Raw genomic sequence first — 18,510 nt, forward strand, 5'->3', positions numbered from 1 at the left:
CTCACCCGGCGGGCCGGGAATGCCTGACAGGTCCGGCCCGTTACCTGTCACAGACCTCGTGTGCGGCCCGAATTCGGGCCGGCGGAAGCCCATGGCACACTTGTCAATCGGCCACCGGTTCCGGTTCACGCCCGAGCCCGCCAGCGGGTCGCGATCCGTCGCGGCACCGGCGGTGGGCGCAGACGGCGACCCGGCGACCACAAATGAAAGGACCGAGGCGACATGAAGCCCAAGATCCACCCAGAGTACGTGACCACCGAGGTGACGTGCTCCTGCGGTAACTCGTTCACCACCCGCAGCACCGCCAAGGGCGGCTCGATCCACGTCGAGACCTGCAGCGCCTGCCACCCGTTCTACACCGGCAAGCAGCGCGTCCTCGACACCGCCGGTCGGGTCGCGAAGTTCCAGCAGAAGTACGCCAAGGTTCAGGCCAAGAAGGCCAAGTAGCGGCCCAGACGGCGCCCGCCACCCGGTTCCGCCGGGCGGTGGGCGCCGTCTCGCATGTGGCCGGTACCCACCGGCCGAACCCCCGCAGCCGTCCACCGGGACGCCGAGCCGTCCACAGGGAGCAGCAGCAATGAGTAGTGACCGTCTCGCCGCGCTGCTCGACGAGTACGCCGACCTGGAGAAGCGGCTCGCCGACCCGGGGATCCACGCCGACCAGGCCACCGCCCGGCGGGTCGGCCGCCGGTTCGCCGAGCTGACCCCGGTGCACAAGGCGGCCGGCGAGCTGGAGCAGGCCCGGGCCGACCTGGTGGCGGCCCGCGAACTGGCCGCCGAGGACCCGTCGTTCCAGCCGGAGGTGGAGTCCCTCGCCGCCGCCCTGCCGGCGTTGGAGGAGCGGCTGGCCGAGCTGTTGATCCCCCACGACCCGCACGACGCCAAGGACGTGATCCTGGAGATCAAGGCCGGCGAGGGCGGCGAGGAGTCCGCGCTGTTCGCCGGGGACCTGCTGCGGATGTACATGCGGTACGCCGAGCGGCACGGCTGGGCCACCGAGGTGCTGGACGCGCAGGATTCCGATCTGGGCGGGGTCAAGGACGTCTCGCTGGCGGTGAAGGCACGCGGCGTGCCCGAGGGCGGCAACGGGGTCTGGTCCCGACTCAAGTGGGAGGGCGGCGTGCACCGGGTGCAGCGGGTGCCGGTCACCGAGTCGCAGGGCCGCATCCACACCAGCGCGGCCGGGGTGCTGGTGTTGCCGGAGGCCGAGGAGGTCGACGTCACGATCGACCCGAACGAGCTGCGCATCGACGTGTATCGCTCGTCCGGGCCGGGTGGCCAGTCGGTGAACACCACCGACTCGGCGGTGCGGATCACCCATCTGCCGACCGGCATCGTGGTCTCCTGCCAGAACGAGAAGAGTCAGCTGCAGAACCGGGAACAGGCGATGCGGATCATGCGGGCCCGGCTGCTCGCCGCCGCCCAGGAACAGGCCGACGCCGCCGCCTCCGACGCCCGCCGGTCCCAGGTGCGCACAGTGGACCGCTCCGAGCGGATCCGCACCTACAACTTCCCGCAGAACCGGATCACCGACCATCGGATCGGCTTCACGGCGTACAACCTGGACCTGGTGCTCGGCGGGGAGCTGGACGGCGTACTCGACGCGTTGACCGAGGCGGACCGGACCGCGCGGCTGGCCGGTGACCCGGAGCTGTCCCGGCGCTGACCGGGATCAGCCCACGTCGGCCCGGTTGCGGCTCTTGAGCCGCAGCATCTCCCGGTCGGCCTGCTCGAAGGCGACGCCGAACGCGTCGCGCTGCCCGGCGCCGGCCGCCGGCAGTTCGGCGAAGCCGACGCTGATCCCGACCGGGGTGCCGGGCACCAGCGACTCCCAGTCCTCGGCCCGGACGGCGGCCCGGATGCGGCGGGACACCTCGGCGGCCTCGACCATCCCGGCGCCCGGCAGCACCACCACGAACTCGTCGCCGCCGTACCGGGAGACGAAGTCGCCGCGCCGCATCACCCGGTTGATCACCCCGGCGATCCGCTGCAGCACCAGGTCGCCGGAGTGGTGGCCGTGCGCGCCGTTGACGGCCCGGAAGCCGTCCAGGTCGCAGACCCCGAGTGCGGCCCGCTCGCCGCGGGTGACGAGCGCCGCCACGTAGCGCTCCAGCCGGCGCCGGTTCGGCAGCCCGGTCAACGGATCGGTGAGCGCCTCACCCTCGTACCGGGCCGCCTCCCGGCGCATCTCCTCGTGGTCGATGCGGGCCGCGATGCCGTCGACGTAGACGTCCCGGAGCCGGTCGTTGCGCTGGGCGGCCAGCCGGAAGGCGTACCGGTCGGCGCGGTGCGCGGCGGCGTGGTCGCCGGAGCGGGCGAAGGCCAGGCTGCGCAGCCGGGCGTGTTCGGCCGAGCCGAGGGTCTCGGCGGAGACGGTCGCCCCGTCGAGCCGGACCATCGCCTCCACCGAGCGGCCGTCGCGGATCGCCAGGCAGACCGCGCCGAGCTGGCGCATGTCCCGGGCCCGCGCGCTGTCGCCGCCGTTGGCCAGCAGCGCCGCGGCGTCCGTTCCGGCCGGAACCCCGCCGCCCTGGTCGGCGGGGCCGCCCAGCGCCGCCCGGCGGGCCGCCGCGTAGCCGTACGCGGCCAGGCTGCTCGGGCGCAGCCGGCCGGCGGTCCCAGCCCGGACGAACCGGTCCAGGTCGCCGGCGATGTCCCGCAGCACCCGCAGACAGCCGTCGCTGTCGCCCTGGTGGTCGAGGGTGACGGCGTTGCGCAGCCGGATGCCCGGCGCGGCGAAGGTCTCCTCCGGGATTCCGGCGGCCATCCCGAGCCGCCGGGCCCGCTCGATGGCGCTCAGCGCGTACCCGTGGAAGCTGAGGTAGGAGTAGGCCATCGCCAGGTCGTGCCAGCCCCAGGCGGTCTCCCGGTCCGGGTCCTCCACCGCCGCCAGCGCCCGGTCACTGCGGACCAGGTGCATGACGCACCGGTCGAGCGCCCCCTGCACGTGCGCGGCGAGCGCGGCCAGCGCGTGCAGATGGCCGTGCAGGTACGGGTCGGGCAGGTCGCGGGCGGCGTCGAAGGCGGCCTCCAGCGCGGAGGTGTACTCCGCGGTGCGGCCCAGGTTGAGCAGCGCGGAGAGCCGCTGCACCAGGGCGTCCGCCCGGGTGTACGGGTCGGTGCTGGTGGCGATCACCCGCTCGAACGCGGCGCAGGCCTCGGCGGACCGGCTGTTCTCCATCAGCGCCCGGGCGCCGGAAAGCAACTCGGCCTGGTCGGTCACCCGGTCGAGCCAGCTCACGCGGAGACCTCCAACGGGTTCGAGGGGGGACACTGACCCGTGGCACGACTAAGCCGGCCGACGGTCATGATTATGACGTGACAGGTTTCCATGGGCACCCCCCCGATCAGACGGAAGGGGTCCCCCCGGCGCGGGCGGTGGCGGGCGCGGCGGCCGCGTTGTCCCGGGCCGGGATCGGCCCGGCCCGGGCCGAGGCCGAGCAGCTGACCGCGTACGCGTTGGGGGTGTCGCGGGGACGGCTGGCCCTGGCCCGGGAGCTGGACCCGGCGCAGCAGGCCCGGCTCGGGGAACTGGTCGCCCGGCGGGCCAGGCGCGAGCCGTTGCAGCACCTGCTCGGCTCGACCGGGTTCCGCTATCTGGAGCTGGCGGTCGGGCCGGGCGTCTTCGTGCCCCGGCCGGAGACCGAGCTGCTGGCCGGCTGGGGCGTGCGGGCGGCCCGGCTGGCGGCCGACCGGGCCGAGGGCCCGGCGCTGGTGGTCGACCTGTGCAGCGGGACCGGGGCGATCGCGCTGGCGGTCGCCGACGAGGTGCCGGCGGCCCGGGTGATCGCCGTGGAACGCGCCGCATCGGCGCTGAAGTGGCTGCGCCGCAACGCGGACGAGTGGCTGCGCCGCAACGCGGACGAGTGGCTGCGCCGCAACGCGGACGAGTGGCTGCGCCGCAACGCGGCCGAGCGGGCCGGGGGCGGGGTCCGCCCGATCGAGGTGGTGGCCGGCGACGTCACCGACCCGGCGTTGCTGGCGGAGCTGGCCGGCCGGGTGGACGTGCTGCTCTGCAACCCGCCGTACGTGCCGGCCGGCACCCCGGTGCCGCCCGAGGTGGCCGAGCACGACCCGGCGGAGGCGGTGTTCGGGGGCCCGGACGGGTTGGCGGTGATCCGGCCGGTGATCGACCGGGCGGCGGACCTGCTGCGCCCCGGCGGGCTGGTCGGCATCGAGCACGACGAGTCGCACGCCGGCCGGCTGCCGGCGCTGTTCCGGGCCCGCGGCCGGTTCGACGCCGTCGCCGAGCACCCGGATCTGGCCGGCCGGGCACGTTTCACCATCGCCCGGCGAGCCGGCGGTGCCCCGGGCGGCACGGCCGGTGGCGCCGGGGGTGGCACCGCCGCTTCCGACGCCGCCCTGGCGTGGCAGACTGGCTCATCGTGATGCTCTACGACTGCCGGTCCGTCGCCGATCGCGACCGAGGCATCGCGGCCGCGATCGAGGCGGTGCGCAACGGCGAACTGGTCGTGCTGCCGACCGACACCGTGTACGGGGTGGGCGCGGACGCCTTCACCCACCATGCGGTGAAGGCCCTGCTGAACGCCAAGGGGCGCGGCCCGGACATGCCGCCGCCGGTGCTGGTCGGCTCCCGGCACACCCTCGACGGGCTGGTCTTCATGCTGCCGCAGGTGGCCCGGGACCTGGTCGAGGCGTTCTGGCCGGGGGCGCTGACCGTGGTGGTCGAGCACTCGCCGAGCCTGCGCTGGGATCTCGGTGACACCCAGGGCACGGTGGCGGTGCGGATGCCGCTGCACCCGGTGGCCCTGGAGGTGTTGCGGGAGACCGGCCCGATGGCGGTCTCGTCGGCGAACAAGCACGGCCAGCCGGCGGCGGTCACCGCGGCCGAGGCCCGCGACCAGCTCGGCTACGCGGTCCGCGCCTATCTGGAGGCCGGCCCCTGCCCGGACCCGGTGCCGAGCACCATCGTGGATGTCACCGGCGAGGTGCCCCGGGTGCTGCGCGAGGGCGCGATCCCGCTGGAGAAGCTGCGCGACGTGGTCCCGGACATCCAGGGCCGGGTGGCCTGAGTTGCCGCCGTTCACCGTCCTGCACGTCTGCCTCGGAAACATCTGCCGGTCGCCGATGGCCGAGCGGCTGCTGGCCCTGGCGATCAGGGAGCGGCTGGCCAAGCAGGCCGGTGGGGCGGCCGGAACCGCCGCCGACGAGTTGCTGCACAGCCACAGCGCCGGCACCGGCGGCTGGCACGCCGGTGAGGAGATGAACCCGCCGGCGGCCCGTCAGGTGCGCAGCCGGGGTGGTGAGGTGGCCGGGTTCGGCGCCCGCAAGCTGCGCTCCGAACACATCGACGCCGCCGATCTGATCCTGACCGCAACGGCCGACCAGCAGGAGTACGTGGTGGCGCTGCGGCCCGACGCGGCCGGCCGGACCTTCGTGCTCGGCGAGTTCGGCCGGCTGTTGAGCGGGTTGGATTCCGCCGCGTTGCCGCCGGCCTCGCTCGACCCGGACGCGTTCCACGCCCGGGGGGTGGCGATCGTGGCGGCCATGGACGCCGCCCGGGCCGGCGCGGCGGCGCTGCCCGGTGACGACCTCGACGATCCGTGGGGCCGGGGCGACCAGTGCTTCACCCGGGTCGCCGACGAGATCGAGGAGACCGTGCAGCCGCTGGCCGCCGCGCTGCTGCCCTGATCGGGCGCGGTCCGCCTGCGGTCGGGCCTGACGGCCGATGTCCCCGAAACTGGCGCGCATCGGGCATTTCGCCGGCATTCTGGAGGGGTCCGACCATCCCGCCACCGCAGGCCCCTGCCAAGAGGTGATGACCATGCCCCGGTCCCGTCGCGGCGATCCATCCCGGCTTGGCGCGCAATCCCGGCGAGGTGCGGAGGTCCGGCGGCGCGGTGACCTGCCCGGCAAGGGCCGGCTCTGGACGCTGGCACTGACCGGCCTGATCGCCGGCGTCTTCATGGCGGCGGCGGCGCTGCCCAGCTCGCTGCTGGTCGGCTTCGGCATCAAGGCGGCGGCCGGCGAGTTCGAGGACCTGCCCGCCGCGCTGCGGACCCCGCCGATCGCCCAGCGCTCCGACCTCTACGCCAACGACGGGATCACCCTGATCACCTCGTTCTACGACGAGAACCGGGTGGCGGTGCCGATGGACGCGGTGGCGCCGGTGATGCGCGACGCGATGGTGGCGGCCGAGGACATCCGGTTCTACGAGCACCCGGGGGTGGACCTGCGCAGCGTCCTGCGGGCGTTCGTGGCCAACCAGCGGGCCGGCGGCGAGGTCCGGCAGGGGGCCTCCACGCTGACCATGCAGTACGTCCGCAACGTGCTCAAGAGCGACCCGAACCTGACCGAGGCGGAACGCGCCGCGGCGACCGTCACCAGCCCGGGCCGCAAGCTCCGCGAGATGCGGTACGCGATCGCGGTCGAGCGGGGCATCGGCAAGACGGAGATCCTCAACCGCTACCTCAACATCGCCTACTTCGGCGCCGGGGCGTACGGCATCTCGGCGGCCAGCGAACGCTACTTCGACAAGGCGCCCGCGCACCTGAACCTGGCCGAGGCCGCGCTGCTGGCCGGCCTGGTGCAGTCCCCGGACACCGACAGCCCGATCGACGGCGACGCCGACGCGGCGGTGGCCCGGCGGAACTACGTGCTGGACCAGATGGTCCGGATGGGGGTGACCAGCGCCGCCGACGCGGCCCGCGCCACCGCCGCGCCGCTGGCGCTGCGCCCCACCACCGAACCGAACGGCTGCACCAGCATGCCGGCCGGCCGCACCGACTGGGGCTTTTTCTGCGACTACCTGGTGCAGTGGTGGGAGCGGCAGCCGGCGTTCGGGGCCACCATCTCCGAACGGCAGGAGCGGCTGCGCCGGGGTGGCTACCACATCGTCAGCTCGCTCGACCCGACCGTGCAGGCCAGCGCGCTCGGCCAGGCCCTGGGGGTGTACGGCTACGACAACCCGCGGGCGATGCCGACCGCGGTGGTGCAGCCCGGCACCGGGCGGGTGCTGGCGTTGGCGGTGAACCGGCACTACCGGCTGGACGCCAACCCGGCCGGGCAGGAGAACTATCCGAACACGGTGAACCAGCTCGTCGCCGGCGGCGGCGCGATCGACGGCTACCAGGCCGGCTCCACCTTCAAGATGTTCACCATGCTGGCCGCGTTGGAGGCCGGTCTGCCGCTCGGCACCACCATCAACGCCCCCACCAAGCTGGTCACCCAGTGGCGGCACACCGGGCCGGGCAACTGCGGTGGCTTCTGGTGCCCGGTGAACGCCAACCCGAAGTGGATGAACGGTCCGCGCACCATGTGGAACGGGTTCGGGCGCTCGGTGAACACCTACTTCGTCGAGCTGGAGCGGCGGATCGGCGCGGACAAGGTGGTCGCGATGGCGCAGCGGTTCGGCATCGTGCTGCGCTCCGAGGCCGACGCCGCGCTGGCCGAGGACGCCGCCGGCTGGGGCGCGTTCACCCTGGGCGTCGCCGCCACCACCCCGCTGGACCTGGCGAACGCGTACGCGACGGTGGCCGCCGAGGGCCGGTACTGCGCGCCGCTGCCGGTCGCGGAGCTGATGGATCCGGCGGGCCAGCCGGTGGCCGCCGCCCAGCCGAGCTGTTCGCAGGTGGTCCGGCCGGACGTGGCGCGGGCGGCGACCGACGCGGCCCGCTGCCCGGTCGGCGACCGGTCGGCGTTCAACAAGTGCGACGGTGGCACGGCGACCAGCGTGGCCGGGCTGCTCGGCCGGCCGGTGGCCGGCAAGACCGGCAGCGCCGAGCAGTACGCCACCGAGACCTTCGTCGCGTACACGCCGCAGCTCGCGGCGGCGGCGATCGCCGCCAACCCGGATGACCCGGGCGACAAGGTGGGGGCCGCGGTCCAGGCGAACGTGGTGGCGGCGGTGGTCCGGGTGATGGCCACCGCGCTGGCCGGCGCGCCGAAGCGGGAGTTCACCCCACCGGGTCAGGACCTGGTGGTCGGCCCGGGCCGGACGAACTTCTGACCCGCGCCGGACCGCCCCCGGCGGCCGGGCGTTCGGCGCCGCGGGCGATGTTGCGGGCCATCCCGCCGAAGATCAGCGCGTGGAACGGGCTGACCGCCCGCCAGTAGGCGTGCCCGGCCAGCCCCCGGGGCAGGAAGACGGCGCGCTGCACGTACTCGCTGCGGTCCGGGCCGGTCGACTCCGCCCGCATCTCCAGCCAGGCCAGCCCGGGCAGCCGCATCTCGGCCCGCAGCCGCAGCAGCTCGCCGGGGACGATCTCCTCGACCCGCCAGAAGTCCAGCGCCTCGCCCACCTGAAGCCGGTGCGGGTCGCGCCGCCCCCGGCGCAGCCCCACCCCGCCCACGGCCCGGTCCAGCCAGCCCCGCACCGACCAGGCGAGCGGGAACGAGTACCAGCCGTTCTCGCCGCCGACGCCCTCGATCACCCGCCACAGGGCGGTGGCGGGAGCGGCCACCGGGCTGGTCCGGGTGTCGGTGTAGGCCGAGCCGCCGGACCAGTGCGGGTCGCTGGGCAGCGGCTCGGCGGAGGCGCCGGGCCAGCTGGCGTTCGCCCAGCGGGTCTCCACCTCGCCGTCGCGGATCTTGGCCAGCGCCAGCCGCACCGCGTCGTCGAAGCCGGTCGCCCCGCCGGGCGGGTCGGGAACGTACTCGGCGATGTCGTGCTCGTGCGCCACCGCCTCGTGGATCAGGCTCTCGACCAGCGGCCGGGCGATCGAGTTCGGGACCGGGGTGACCAGGCCCACCCAGTGCGACGACAGGCTCGGGCTCAGTGCCCGGACCGGCACGATCACCCGGCGGCGCAGCCCGGCGACGGCGGCGTACCGCTGCATCATGTCGTGGAAGGTCAGCACCTCCGGCCCGCCGATGTCGAAGCCCCGGTTGACCTCCGCCGGCAGGTCGGGGACGTGCAGCAGATAGTGCAGCACGTCCCGGATCGCGATCGGCTGGATCCGGTTGCGCACCCAGCGCGGGGTGACCATGGCCGGCAGCCGCTCGGTCAGATAGCGCAGCATCTCGAACGACGCCGAGCCGGACCCGATGATCACCGGCGCCCGCAGCACCACCGTCGGCACCCCGCTGGCCAGCAGGATCCGGGCCACCTCGGCCCGGGAGCGCAGGTGCGCCGAGGGGGCCGGGTCGTCCGCCGGCGGCTCCGGACCACCGAGATAGACGATCCGTTGTACGCCGGCCGCGCGGGCCGCCGTGGCGAAGTTCTCCGCCGCGATCCGGTCGGCGTCCTCGAAGCCCTGCTGGCCGAGGGCGTGCACCAGGTAGTAGGCGAGCTGGCTGTCGGCCAGCGCGGCGGGCAGCGTCTCCGGCTTGCTCAGGTCGCCCTCGACGACCTCCACCCGGTCCGCCCAGGGCACGTCGCGTAGTCGGCCGGTGGTGCGGGACAGGCAGCGCACCTCGTACCCGGCGTCGAGCAGCCGGGGTACGAGCCGGCCACCGATGTAACCGGTGGCGCCGGTGACGAGGCATCTCATGATCTCCATCATGCGGCCACCTAGACTCACCTGTTGTGCCGAACGCGAAGACCGACCCGACGGTGCCGTTCTGGGGGCCTGATTTCGCCGAGTTGGCGGCGGTCGACCCGGAGATCGCGGCCGTGGTCGTCGGCGAGTTGGGCCGGCTGCGCACCGGGCTGCAACTGATCGCCAGCGAGAACCTGACCTCACCGGCGGTGCTGGCGGCGCTGGGCTCCACCCTGACCAACAAGTACGCCGAGGGCTACCCGGGCCGCCGCTACTACGGCGGCTGTGCCGAGGTGGACCGGGCCGAGCAGCTCGGCATCGCCCGGGCGATCCAGCTGTTCGGGGCCGAGCACGCCAACCTGCAGCCGCACTCCGGCGCGAGCGCCAACCTGGCCGCGTACGCGGCGCTGGTGCGGCCGGGGGACACCGTGCTGGCGATGGAGCTGGCGCACGGCGGGCACCTGACCCACGGCAGCAAGGTGAACTTCTCCGGCAAGTGGTTCGACACGGTCGGCTACCAGGTGGACCGGGAGACCGAGCTGATCGACTACGACGAGGTCGCGGCGCTGGCCCGGACGCACCGACCCAAGATGATCATCTGTGGCGCGACCGCCTACCCGCGCCTGATCGACTTCGCCCGGTTCCGGGCCATCGCCGACGAGGTCGGGGCGTACCTGATGGTGGACGCCGCGCACTTCATCGGCCTGGTCGCCGGCCGGGCCATCCCGTCCCCGGTGCCGCACGCCGACGTGGTCTGCCTGACTACCCACAAGGTGCTGCGCGGGCCGCGCGGCGGCCTGATCCTGTGCCGGGCCGGGCTGGCCGAGCGGATCGACAAGGCGGTCTTCCCGTTCACCCAGGGCGGACCGCTGATGCACGCGGTGGCGGCCAAGGCGGTCGCGCTGCGCGAGGCCGCGCTGCCGGAGTTCCAGGCGTACGCGAGCCAGGTGGTCCGCAACGCGCAGGCGCTGGCGGCCGGGCTGGCCGCCGAGGGGATGCGGCCGGTCTCCGGCGGCACCGACACCCACCTGGCCCTGATCGACCTGCGCGACCTCGACGTCACCGGGGCGGACGCCGAGCGCCGGTGCGAGGCGGCCGGGATCACCCTGAACAAGAACGCCGTCCCGTACGACCCGCGGCCGCCGATGGTCGCCTCCGGCATCCGGGTCGGTACCCCGGCGGTCACCACCCAGGGGATGCGGGAGGGCGAGCTGCGGCAGGTCGCCGGGCTGATCGCCCGCGCGGTCCGCACCGATCCGGCCGCCCCGGGCGGCACCGATACGCTGGCCCGGATCGCACAGGAGGTGACGGAGCTGGTGGCGGACTTTCCGGCGTACCCGAGATGAGCGCCCGGACCACGACGGACCCGGCGGTGCCGGCCCCGCCGGCCGGTCGGCCGGGGGCGATCCGGCACCGGCTGCCGTACCTGCGGGCCACCCTGCCGGCGTCGGCGGTGCTGCTGGCGGTGGCCGTCCCGGTCGGCGCGGTGCTGCGCGGCGGCCCGGGGGCGGCCGGCGCGGCGGCCGGCGTGGCGCTGGTGGTGGTCAGCTACCTGATCTCCGGTGTCTCGGTGGCCTGGGCGGACGCCGTCCACCCACGACTGATCATGTCGGTCGGGCTGCTCACCTATGTCTTCAAGATCGTCCTGCTGGGCGTGGTGATGGCGCTGGTGGCGGCGACCGGGTGGGACGGTCTGGCGCCGATGGGTGTGACGATCATCGCGGCGGTGGTGGTCTGGACAGCGGTACATCTGGCTTGGGTGGTCCGCGCGCCACTGCCCTATGTGCAGGTCGACGCCGAGTGGCCGACTCCGGACGCCCGGTAGTCGGCGGGGGAACCGCACAACCCGTCCGGGTGAATTCTGTCGGAACTTGGCGCTCCCGCGCGGGCCGAAAATCGGCCCGGGTGGGAGTAACGTGATCCCGGACAGCCGCGCCTTGGATCAGGGCCCGCACGCAACTCGCAGTGTGGGGGGTACCTCGCACCCCTGTCCGTCTGGGCTGATATCTTCTCCTCGTCATGGCCGACGACCTCCACCCCCACCAGTCCGACGATCGCTCGTCGGAGGGGGCGGCGGGGGCCGTGGTGGGTTACCTGATCGCCGGCATCGTGTCGTGGGGTTTCCTGGGCTGGCTGGCCGACCGGTTTCTCGGTCTGCCGTCCGGCGTGGGCATCGCCGTGGGCATGATGATCGGTGCGGCCGGCGCGATTTACCTGATCATGAAACGGCTCGGTGCCTGACGCCAGCAACGGCCGGTTCGTTCGACCTGCGGAGGATTACACGGTGAGCGAGAAGGTGATCGCGGCCGAGGGGCTGCCCTGGCCTCCCCGGGTCGAGGACTTCTTCCTGCCGGACATCGCGGGGCCGTGGGTCACCAAGTTCAGCGTCATGATCTGGATCGCCGTCGCGCTGCTGCTGATCTTCTTCCTGGTCACCTACCGCGACCCGAAGATCGTGCCGACCAAGGGCCAGTGGCTGGCCGAGTCGGTCTACGGCCTGATCCGGGACAACGTCGCCCGCGACCAGATGGGCGTCCAGGGCATCCGGTTCGCGCCCTACCTGACGGTGCTCTTCTGCTTCATCCTGCTGACGAACCTCTTCGGCATCGTGCCGGGCCTGCAGATCTCGCCGAACTCGCACATCGCCTTCCCGATCGTGCTGGCGGCCATCTCATACGTGCTCTACCTCTCGGTCGGCATCCGTAAGCACGGGTTCTTCAAATACATGAAGATGAACCTGATCCTGCCGAACGTGCCGTGGCCGATGCACTTCCTGCTGGTCCCGATCGAGTTCCTGCAGAACTTCATCAACCAGCCGGTCACCCTCGCGGTGCGACTCTTCGCGAACATGTTCGCCGGCCACCTGATCCTGCTGGTCTTCACCGTCGGCGGGTTCGTGATGCTGGCCTCGGACAACCCGTTCATCCAGGTCTCGTCGATCTTCTCCTTCGCGCTGGCCATCGTGATGGCCTTCTTCGAGGCGCTGGTCGCGATCCTGCAGGCCTACGTCTTCGTCGTGCTGACCGCCAACTACGTCTCGAAGTCGCTCGCCGACGAACACTGACCGACCCACGGCGCGCCCGCGCCGGCCCAGCCCTTGGTACCACATGTCGTACCGCGTGAGACCTCACGCGCGAACTAGGAGGAACTTCGCAATGGTTCTCGCCGAAGTAGTCGGCAACGTCAACAGCATCGGCTATGGCCTCGCCGCCATCGGCCCGGGCATCGGCGTCGCACTTGTCTTCTCCGCGTACATCCAGGCCAGTGCCCGGCAGCCGGAGTCCGCCGGCTACAACCGCACCTGGCTGATCCTCGGCTTCGCGCTGGTCGAGGCGCTCGCGCTGTTCGGCCTGGTGCTCGCCTTCGCGCTGCCCGCGACTGCGAACTGATCGTCCGCGCCGCCAACCGGGAGGTCCGCGATGAATTTCGCCGCTGAAGGGGTCGAGCACAGCCCGATCCTGCCGATCTGGCAGGAGCTGGTCATCGGGTCGATCTCCTTCGCCCTGCTCTGTTTCGTCCTGCTCAAGTTCGTCATGCCCCGCATGGAGGCGATGTACCAGACGCGGGTCGAGGCGATCGAGGGCGGGCTCAAGCGCGCCGAGGCCGCCCAGGCCGAGGCGAACCAGCTGCTTGAGCAGTACAAGGCGCAGCTCGCCGAGGTGCGCACCGAGGCCGCCCGGATCCGTGACGACGCCCGCGCCGACGCCGAGGCGATCCGCTCCGACGTGCTCGCCAAGGCGCGGGAGGAATCCGACCGGATCATCACGGCCGGCCGGGAGTCGCTCGCCGTCGAGCGGGAGACCATCGTCCGGGAGCTGCGCGCGGAGATCGGCACCCTCGCCGTCGACCTGGCCAGCAAGATCGTCGGCGAGTCGCTGGCCGACGAGGCCCGCCGGCAGGGCACCGTCGAGCGGTTCCTGACCGACCTGGAGGGCGCGTCCGCCGGCAACGGCGCGGGCCCGGTCAGGACGAGCTGATGCAGGCCGCCAGTCGGGAGTCCTACGCCGCCGCCGCCGAGCGGCTGGAGGCGTACGTCGGTGGCGCCCAGCCGTCGGCGATCACCGACACCGCCGAGGCGCTGCTGGCCGTGGCGGACCTGCTGCGCCGGGAACCCCGGCTGCGGCGGGCGCTGTCCGACCCGGCCCGCTCCGGCGAGGACCGGGCCGGACTGCTGCGCGGCCTGCTCGGCGACCGGGTCGGCGGGGAGTCCGCCGACCTGCTCACCGGTCTGGCGGCGGCCCGCTGGTCGTCCCCGGCCGAGCTGCTCGAGGCCACCGAGCGGCTCGGCGTCGAGGCGCTGCTCGCCGGCGCCGACCGCGCCGGCGAGCTGGGCGAGGTCGAGGACGAGCTGTTCCGGTTCGGCCAGGTCGTCGCCGGCGACCCGGAGCTCGCCAGCGTGCTCGCCGACGTCATCGCACCGGTGGCGCAGCGGGCCGGGCTGGTCGGGTCGCTACTGGCCGGCAAGGCCCGGCCGGTCACCATCCGGCTGGTCGAGGTGGCGCTCGCCGGCTTCGGCGGGCGCTCCTTCTCCGGCGCGCTCACCCGGCTGGTCGAGCTCGCCGCGGACCGGCGGGACCGGCAGGTCGCCTACGTCACCGTGGCGGCGCCGCTGGCCGAGGCCGAGGAGCAGCGGTTGGGGGCCAAGCTTTCGGAACTGTACGGTCGGGACGTCACCGTCAAGCAGACGGTGGTTCCCGAGGTCCTCGGCGGGATGAGTGTCCTGGTGGGCTCCGACCTCTACGACGGCACGATCCTGCGCCGGCTCACCGACACCCGCAACGCGCTCTCCAAGCGCTAACGACCAGCCAGACAACCAATCGTCGCCGTTCGGACCGGTCGGAACCAGACCCGGGCCCCTGAAACAGAGGAAGCAGAGGATGGCCGAGCTGACCATCTCGTCGGAGGAGATCCGCGGCGCTCTTGAGCGCTACGTCTCCTCCTATTCGCCCGACGTCTCCCGCGAGGAGGTCGGCACCGTCGCCGACGCCGGTGACGGAATCGCCCACGTCGAGGGCCTTCCCTCGACCATGGCCAACGAGCTGCTGGAGTTCGAGGACGGCACGCTCGGCGTGGCGCTCAACCTCGACGTCCGGGAGATCGGTGTCGTGGTGCTCGGCGACTACGCCGGCATCGAGGAGGGGCAGCGCGTCAAGCGCACCGGCCGGGTGCTCTCGGTACCCGTCGGCGACGCCTTCCTCGGCCGGGTCGTCAACGCCCTCGGCCAGCCGATCGACGGGCTCGGGGAGATCGCCTCCGAGGAGTACCGCGAGCTCGAACTGCAGGCGCCGAACGTGATGGCCCGGCAGAGCGTGTTCGAGGCGCTGCAGACCGGCATCAAGGCCGTCGACGCGATGACCGCCATCGGCCGGGGCCAGCGACAGCTCATCATCGGCGACCGCAAGACCGGCAAGACCACGGTCGCCATCGACACCATCCTCAACCAGCGGGCCAACTGGGAGTCCGGTGACCCGGCCAAGCAGGTGCGCTGCATCTACGTCGCGATCGGCCAGAAGGCCTCCACCATCGCGTCGGTGAAGGGCCTGCTGGAGGAGCAGGGCGCGATGGCGTTCACCACCATCGTCGCCTCGCCGGCCTCCGACCCGGCCGGCTTCAAGTACATCGCCCCGTACGCCGGCTCCTCCATCGGCCAGCACTGGATGTACGGCGGCAAGCACGTCCTGATCGTCTTCGACGACCTGAGCAAGCAGGCCGAGGCGTACCGGGCCGTGTCGCTGCTGCTGCGTCGCCCGCCGGGCCGCGAGGCGTACCCGGGTGACGTCTTCTACCTGCACTCCCGGCTGCTGGAGCGGTGCGCGAAGCTCTCCGACGAGATGGGCGGCGGCTCGATGACCGGCCTGCCGATCATCGAGACCCGGGGCGGCGACATCTCCGCGTTCATCCCGACGAACGTCATCTCGATCACCGACGGCCAGATCTTCCTGGAGACCGACCTGTTCAACCAGGGCGTCCGGCCGGCGATCAACGTCGGCACCTCGGTCTCCCGGGTCGGCGGCGCCGCCCAGGTGAAGCCGATGAAGAAGGTCGCCGGCCGGCTCCGGCTGGACCTGGCCCAGTACCGGGAGCTGGAGGCGTTCGCCGCCTTCGCCTCCGACCTGGACAAGGCCTCCCGCAGCCAGCTCGAGCGTGGCGCCCGACTGGTGGAGCTGCTCAAGCAGCCGAACTACTCGCCGTTCCCGGTCGAGGAGCAGGTGGTGTCGGTCTGGGCCGGCACCGAGGGGAAGCTCGACGACATCCCGGTCGGCGAGATCCGCCGCTTCGAGACCGAGTTCCTCGGCTACCTGCGGCACCGGCACACCGCCACCCTGCAGTCGATCGCCGACAACAAGTGGGACGACGACATCGTCAACGCCCTGAACGAGGCGATCGCCAAGTTCAAGGAGATGTTCCTCGGCCAGGCGGACGAGGTCCGGGTGAACGAGGCACCGGCCGAGGCCCTCACCGGGGAGCAGGACCGGGAGACGGTCGTGCGCTACCGGGACGGTAGCGAGACCGAGGCCGACGACGACGGGCAGCGGGGCTGACGATGGCGGCCCAGGTTCGCGTTCTTCGTCAACGGATCCGCTCGGCGAAGTCGATGAAGAAGATCACCAAGGCGATGGAGCTCGTCGCGACGAGCCGGATCGCCAAGGCCCAGGCCCGGGTGGAGGCGTCGCTGCCGTACGCCCAGGCCATCACCGGCGTGCTCACCGCGCTGGCGTCCAACGCGAGCGTCGACCACCCGTTGCTGACCCCCCGACCCAACGTGCGCCGGGCCGGCGTGCTGCTGATCACCAGTGACCGCGGCCTGGCCGGCGGCTACAGCTCCAACGCCATCAAGACGGCCGAGTCGCTGATCGCCCGGCTCAAGGAAGACGGCAAGGATCCGCTGCTCTACGTCATCGGGCGCAAGGGTGTCGGGTACTACCGGTTCCGCAACCGGCCGATCGAGGCGAGCTGGACCGGGTTCTCGGAGCAGCCGTCGTTCGCCGACGCCCGCATGGTGGGTGAAACGCTTATCGACGCGTTCACCAGCGGGGCCGACGACGCCGACGGCGACCCGGGGCCGGACGGCGTGCACGGCGTGGACGAGCTGCACATCGTGCACACCCAGTTCAAGTCGCTGATGACCCAGCTGCCGGTGCCCCGGATCCTGGCGCCGATGGAGGTCGAGGAGCGCCCGCGCAGCGAGGCCGAGCCCGAGGCCCTGCCACCGGAGTACGAGTTCGAGCCGGACCCGGAGACGCTGCTCGACGCGCTGCTGCCGAAGTACATCAACACCCGGATCTACGCGGCGTTGATCGAGTCGGCGGCCAGCGAGTCGGCGGCCCGCCGGCGGGCGATGAAGAGCGCCACGGACAACGCCGAGGACATGATCCAGCGCTACACACGAGAGATGAACTCGGCCCGCCAGGCCGGGATCACCCAGGAGATCAGCGAGATCGTCGGCGGCGCGAACGCGCTGGCCGCGTCGGGAAGTGAAGTGTGATGACTGCACCAGTGGAGACTCCGAACCGCCAGGAGCAGGCCGCGACGGGCCGGGTCGTCCGGGTCATCGGACCGGTCGTCGACGCCGAGTTCCCGCGCGACGCCATGCCCGACATCTACAACGCGCTGCACGTGGACGTGTCGCTGTCCGGCGGCGAGAAGACCCTGACCCTGGAGGTCGCCCAGCACCTGGGCGACAACATGGTCCGGGCGATCTCGATGCAGCCCACCGACGGCTTGGTCCGCGGCGCCGAGGTACGCGACACCGGCTCGGCGATCACCGTGCCGGTGGGCGACGGCACCAAGGGCCACGTGTTCAACACGATCGGCGAGTGCCTCAATCTCAAGGAGGGCGAGAAGCTGGAGATCGCCGAGCGGTGGCAGATCCACCGCAAGGCGCCGGCCTTCGCCGACCTGGAGCCGAAGACCGAGATGCTGGAGACCGGCATCAAGGTCCTCGACCTGCTCGCCCCGTACGTCAAGGGCGGCAAGATCGGCCTGTTCGGCGGTGCGGGTGTGGGCAAGACCGTGCTGATCCAGGAGATGATCACGCGGGTCGCGAACAACTTCGGCGGCACCTCGGTGTTCGCCGGGGTGGGGGAGCGGACCCGCGAGGGCAACGACCTGATCCACGAGATGACCGAGTCCGGTGTCATCGACAAGACCGCGCTGGTCTACGGCCAGATGGACGAGCCGCCGGGCACCCGGCTGCGGGTCGCGCTGGCCGCCCTGACCATGGCGGAGTACTTCCGGGACGTGAACAAGCAGGAGGTGCTGCTGTTCATCGACAACATCTTCCGGTTCACCCAGGCCGGCTCGGAGGTCTCCACGCTGCTCGGCCGGATGCCCAGCGCGGTGGGCTACCAGCCCACGCTGGCCGACGAGATGGGTGAGCTGCAGGAGCGGATCACCTCGGTCCGGGGCCAGGCGATCACCTCGATGCAGGCGATCTACGTGCCGGCCGACGACTACACCGACCCGGCGCCGGCCACCACCTTCGCCCACCTGGACGCCACCACGAACCTGGAGCGGTCGATCTCCGACAAGGGGATCTACCCGGCGGTGGACCCGCTGGCCTCCTCGTCGCGGATCCTCGCGCCGGAGTTCGTCGGCCAGGAGCACTACGCGGTGGCCTCCGAGGTGAAGCGGATCCTGCAGAAGTACAAGGACCTGCAGGACATCATCGCCATCCTCGGTATCGAGGAGCTCTCCGAGGAAGACAAGATCACGGTCCAGCGGGCCCGGCGGATCGAGCGCTTCCTGTCGCAGAACACCTACGCGGCCGAGGTCTTCACCGGGATCAAGGGCTCGTACGTGCCGGTGAAGGAGACCGTCGAGGCGTTCAAGAAGATCAGCGAGGGTGAGTTCGATCACTTCCCCGAGCAGGCGTTCTTCATGTGCGGCGGCCTGGAGGACCTGGAGCGTAAGGCTCGGGAGCTGATGAAGGACTGACCGGTCCGCCGGCCGAGGCCGGTCGGAACTGGTCTTCCACCCCAAGCGACAGGAAACCGCGCCGGCAGTCACGCCGGCGCGGTTTTCCGTTTCCGGCCGGCGGCGCCGGGCTGCCTGTCCGAAACGCCGCTTT

The 18,510-nt window shown here is 72.3% G+C and carries 18 protein-coding genes; 16 read left to right on the forward strand and 2 right to left on the reverse strand.

What is annotated here, in order from left to right; translation table 11 throughout:
* Nucleotides 1-222 precede the first annotated feature (222 nt).
* Both rpmE and prfA read left to right on the forward strand, forming a co-directional pair.
* On the forward strand, nucleotides 223-447 hold the full coding sequence (gene rpmE / locus O7627_RS05605; RefSeq protein ID WP_278092425.1) for a 50S ribosomal protein L31: 225 nt from the start codon (nucleotides 223-225) through the stop codon (nucleotides 445-447).
* 130 nt (nucleotides 448-577) lie between these two features.
* Nucleotides 578-1,666: a peptide chain release factor 1 gene (gene prfA / locus O7627_RS05610; protein ID WP_278092426.1), complete on the forward strand. Its 1,089-nt coding sequence runs from the start codon at nucleotides 578-580 to the stop codon at nucleotides 1,664-1,666.
* Between the two features lie 6 nt (nucleotides 1,667-1,672).
* On the opposite strand, the gene O7627_RS05615 is transcribed toward prfA, so the two are convergent.
* Nucleotides 1,673-3,241 carry a GGDEF domain-containing protein gene (locus O7627_RS05615; RefSeq protein WP_278092427.1) on the reverse strand — a complete coding sequence of 523 codons (1,569 nt, stop codon included), beginning with the start codon at nucleotides 3,239-3,241 and terminating at the stop codon, nucleotides 1,673-1,675.
* Nucleotides 3,242-3,318: 77 nt separating this feature from the next.
* Between O7627_RS05615 and O7627_RS05620 the strand changes: the two genes are divergently transcribed.
* The 4 genes from O7627_RS05620 to O7627_RS05635 all read left to right on the forward strand — a co-directional run bounded on the left by O7627_RS05620 (nucleotide 3,319) and on the right by O7627_RS05635 (nucleotide 7,969).
* Entirely contained in the window at nucleotides 3,319-4,389 is a 1,071-nt protein-coding gene (locus O7627_RS05620; protein ID WP_278092428.1) for a HemK/PrmC family methyltransferase, read from the forward strand.
* Nucleotides 4,389-5,033, forward strand: a complete 645-nt coding sequence (locus O7627_RS05625) for an L-threonylcarbamoyladenylate synthase (RefSeq protein WP_278098175.1) — start codon at nucleotides 4,389-4,391, stop codon at nucleotides 5,031-5,033. Before O7627_RS05620 ends, O7627_RS05625 begins: the two co-directional genes overlap by 1 nt.
* A gap of 1 nt (nucleotide 5,034) precedes the next feature.
* A complete protein-coding gene (locus O7627_RS05630; RefSeq protein WP_278092429.1) occupies nucleotides 5,035-5,652 on the forward strand; it encodes a phosphotyrosine protein phosphatase in 618 nt (205 codons plus the stop codon).
* A 133-nt stretch (nucleotides 5,653-5,785) separates the two neighbouring features.
* Nucleotides 5,786-7,969 carry a transglycosylase domain-containing protein gene (locus O7627_RS05635; RefSeq protein ID WP_278092430.1) on the forward strand — a complete coding sequence of 728 codons (2,184 nt, stop codon included), beginning with the start codon at nucleotides 5,786-5,788 and terminating at the stop codon, nucleotides 7,967-7,969.
* Here O7627_RS05635 and O7627_RS05640 read toward each other — a convergent pair.
* Nucleotides 7,917-9,452, reverse strand: coding sequence for an SDR family oxidoreductase (locus tag O7627_RS05640; RefSeq protein ID WP_278092431.1), 1,536 nt, complete (start codon nucleotides 9,450-9,452; stop codon nucleotides 7,917-7,919). The two genes, O7627_RS05635 and O7627_RS05640, sit on opposite strands and share 53 nt — an antisense overlap.
* Nucleotides 9,453-9,487: 35 nt before the next feature.
* On the opposite strand from O7627_RS05640, the gene glyA reads away from it, so the two are divergent.
* The 10 genes from glyA (at nucleotide 9,488) to atpD (ending at nucleotide 18,377) form a co-directional block, all read left to right on the forward strand.
* Nucleotides 9,488-10,786: a serine hydroxymethyltransferase gene (glyA, locus tag O7627_RS05645; protein ID WP_278092432.1), complete on the forward strand. Its 1,299-nt coding sequence runs from the start codon at nucleotides 9,488-9,490 to the stop codon at nucleotides 10,784-10,786.
* Nucleotides 10,783-11,265, forward strand: a complete 483-nt coding sequence (locus tag O7627_RS05650) for a hypothetical protein (RefSeq protein WP_278092433.1) — start codon at nucleotides 10,783-10,785, stop codon at nucleotides 11,263-11,265. The genes glyA and O7627_RS05650 overlap by 4 nt, the downstream gene beginning before the upstream one ends.
* Nucleotides 11,266-11,459: 194 nt before the next feature.
* A complete protein-coding gene (locus tag O7627_RS05655; RefSeq protein WP_278092434.1) occupies nucleotides 11,460-11,681 on the forward strand; it encodes a hypothetical protein in 222 nt (73 codons plus the stop codon).
* Between the two features lie 43 nt (nucleotides 11,682-11,724).
* Nucleotides 11,725-12,504 carry a F0F1 ATP synthase subunit A gene (gene atpB, locus O7627_RS05660; protein WP_278092435.1) on the forward strand — a complete coding sequence of 260 codons (780 nt, stop codon included), beginning with the start codon at nucleotides 11,725-11,727 and terminating at the stop codon, nucleotides 12,502-12,504.
* 91 nt (nucleotides 12,505-12,595) lie between these two features.
* Entirely contained in the window at nucleotides 12,596-12,829 is a 234-nt protein-coding gene (gene atpE, locus O7627_RS05665) for an ATP synthase F0 subunit C (protein ID WP_278092436.1), read from the forward strand.
* Between the two features lie 30 nt (nucleotides 12,830-12,859).
* A complete protein-coding gene (locus tag O7627_RS05670; RefSeq protein WP_278092437.1) occupies nucleotides 12,860-13,417 on the forward strand; it encodes a F0F1 ATP synthase subunit B in 558 nt (185 codons plus the stop codon).
* Entirely contained in the window at nucleotides 13,417-14,238 is an 822-nt protein-coding gene (locus O7627_RS05675; RefSeq protein WP_278092438.1) for a F0F1 ATP synthase subunit delta, read from the forward strand. Before O7627_RS05670 ends, O7627_RS05675 begins: the two co-directional genes overlap by 1 nt.
* A 79-nt stretch (nucleotides 14,239-14,317) precedes the next feature.
* Nucleotides 14,318-15,982, forward strand: a complete 1,665-nt coding sequence (atpA, locus tag O7627_RS05680; RefSeq protein WP_278092439.1) for a F0F1 ATP synthase subunit alpha — start codon at nucleotides 14,318-14,320, stop codon at nucleotides 15,980-15,982.
* A 2-nt stretch (nucleotides 15,983-15,984) separates the two neighbouring features.
* Nucleotides 15,985-16,926: a F0F1 ATP synthase subunit gamma gene (locus O7627_RS05685; RefSeq protein WP_278092440.1), complete on the forward strand. Its 942-nt coding sequence runs from the start codon at nucleotides 15,985-15,987 to the stop codon at nucleotides 16,924-16,926.
* Nucleotides 16,926-18,377, forward strand: coding sequence for a F0F1 ATP synthase subunit beta (atpD, locus tag O7627_RS05690; protein WP_278092441.1), 1,452 nt, complete (start codon nucleotides 16,926-16,928; stop codon nucleotides 18,375-18,377). Before O7627_RS05685 ends, atpD begins: the two co-directional genes overlap by 1 nt.
* Nucleotides 18,378-18,510 lie beyond the last annotated feature (133 nt).

The organism is Solwaraspora sp. WMMD1047 (assembly GCF_029626155.1).
Classification (GTDB): domain Bacteria; phylum Actinomycetota; class Actinomycetes; order Mycobacteriales; family Micromonosporaceae; genus WMMD1047.

Bases quoted from the DNA above. Each gene is read 5' to 3' on its own strand.
- rpmE (WP_278092425.1), top strand. From the start codon at position 223: ATGAAGCCCAAGATCCACCCAGAGTACGTGACCACCGAGGTGACGTGC.
- prfA (WP_278092426.1), top strand. From the start codon at position 578: ATGAGTAGTGACCGTCTCGCCGCGCTGCTCGACGAGTACGCCGACCTG.
- O7627_RS05625 (WP_278098175.1), top strand. From the start codon at position 4,389: ATGCTCTACGACTGCCGGTCCGTCGCCGATCGCGACCGAGGCATCGCG.
- O7627_RS05635 (WP_278092430.1), top strand. From the start codon at position 5,786: ATGCCCCGGTCCCGTCGCGGCGATCCATCCCGGCTTGGCGCGCAATCC.
- O7627_RS05640 (WP_278092431.1), bottom strand. From the start codon at position 9,452: ATGAGATGCCTCGTCACCGGCGCCACCGGTTACATCGGTGGCCGGCTC.
- O7627_RS05650 (WP_278092433.1), top strand. From the start codon at position 10,783: ATGAGCGCCCGGACCACGACGGACCCGGCGGTGCCGGCCCCGCCGGCC.
- O7627_RS05655 (WP_278092434.1), top strand. From the start codon at position 11,460: ATGGCCGACGACCTCCACCCCCACCAGTCCGACGATCGCTCGTCGGAG.
- atpE (WP_278092436.1), top strand. From the start codon at position 12,596: ATGGTTCTCGCCGAAGTAGTCGGCAACGTCAACAGCATCGGCTATGGC.
- O7627_RS05670 (WP_278092437.1), top strand. From the start codon at position 12,860: ATGAATTTCGCCGCTGAAGGGGTCGAGCACAGCCCGATCCTGCCGATC.
- O7627_RS05675 (WP_278092438.1), top strand. From the start codon at position 13,417: ATGCAGGCCGCCAGTCGGGAGTCCTACGCCGCCGCCGCCGAGCGGCTG.
- atpA (WP_278092439.1), top strand. From the start codon at position 14,318: ATGGCCGAGCTGACCATCTCGTCGGAGGAGATCCGCGGCGCTCTTGAG.
- O7627_RS05685 (WP_278092440.1), top strand. From the start codon at position 15,985: ATGGCGGCCCAGGTTCGCGTTCTTCGTCAACGGATCCGCTCGGCGAAG.
- atpD (WP_278092441.1), top strand. From the start codon at position 16,926: ATGACTGCACCAGTGGAGACTCCGAACCGCCAGGAGCAGGCCGCGACG.